The sequence below is a fragment of the Thauera phenylacetica B4P genome, from assembly GCF_000310225.1.
Lineage (GTDB): Bacteria > Pseudomonadota > Gammaproteobacteria > Burkholderiales > Rhodocyclaceae > Thauera > Thauera phenylacetica.
In genome coordinates this window covers 1-683 of record NZ_AMXF01000559.1, presented here as the reverse complement: position 1 = coordinate 683, position 683 = coordinate 1, and the positions used below count along the sequence as shown (strand labels likewise).

The following is a 683-nucleotide window of genomic DNA, read 5'->3' as shown; positions in this document are numbered from 1 at the left end:
GAGCGCGCGGCCTGGCTGCGTGCGCAGGCCCGAGGATGACGTGGCCGCTGCGGGCGGCGGCGGCGCGGACCCTGGCGGGCTCGGGCGCGCGCGACACCGCCGGCGTTTGCGCCTAGACTGAAGCACTGCGGCGTGCGCGAGGCGCATGCCGCGATCCCGATCCCCCGCCCGCAGGAAGCATCCGCATGGTCTTCAAGCTCACCGTCTTTGCCGCCATCCTGGTCGCGATCGCGGTGCTCGGCGTTCGTGGTTACACGGCATCGGTGCGCCGGTTCGAGGCCGCGCGGGGGCTGCGCGGCGAGGGCGAGCCCGGCGATCCGGGCGCAGGCTGAACCTTCCCCCGGCGCTGGCCGACACCTAAAAGGAGAACAAGATGTCCGATCGCGTCTACAAGCTCGTCGAAGTCGTCGGCACCTCGCACGAGGGCACCGACGCCGCCATCCGCAATGCGATCGAGACCGCTGCGCGCACGATCCGCCACATCGACTGGTTCGAGGTGGTGGAGACGCGCGGCCACGTGGTCGACGGCAAGGTCGCGCACTTCCAGGTCACGCTCAAGCTCGGCTTCCGCCTCGAGAGCGAGTGAAGCGAGCCGGATCGCGCCGCCGCAGCCTGCGGCGGCGCGATCCGCTGCAGGTGTTCAGATCGCGGTGGCCCCGGTGATCTCGTGCAGGCGGGACAGG

2 protein-coding genes are annotated in these 683 nt (G+C 71.4%); both read left to right on the top strand.

Translation table 11 applies throughout. The features are described from left to right. Positions 1-185 precede the first annotated feature (185 nt). Positions 186-332, top strand: a complete 147-nt coding sequence (locus tag C667_RS26085; RefSeq protein ID WP_004391721.1) for a hypothetical protein — start codon at positions 186-188, stop codon at positions 330-332. 41 nt (positions 333-373) lie between these two features. Beyond that, positions 374-586: a dodecin gene (locus C667_RS23675; protein WP_004391720.1), complete on the top strand. Its 213-nt coding sequence runs from the start codon at positions 374-376 to the stop codon at positions 584-586. Positions 587-683: the final 97 nt, after the last annotated feature.

Bases quoted from the DNA above. Each gene is read 5' to 3' on its own strand.
- C667_RS26085 (WP_004391721.1), top strand. From the start codon at position 186: ATGGTCTTCAAGCTCACCGTCTTTGCCGCCATCCTGGTCGCGATCGCG.
- C667_RS23675 (WP_004391720.1), top strand. From the start codon at position 374: ATGTCCGATCGCGTCTACAAGCTCGTCGAAGTCGTCGGCACCTCGCAC.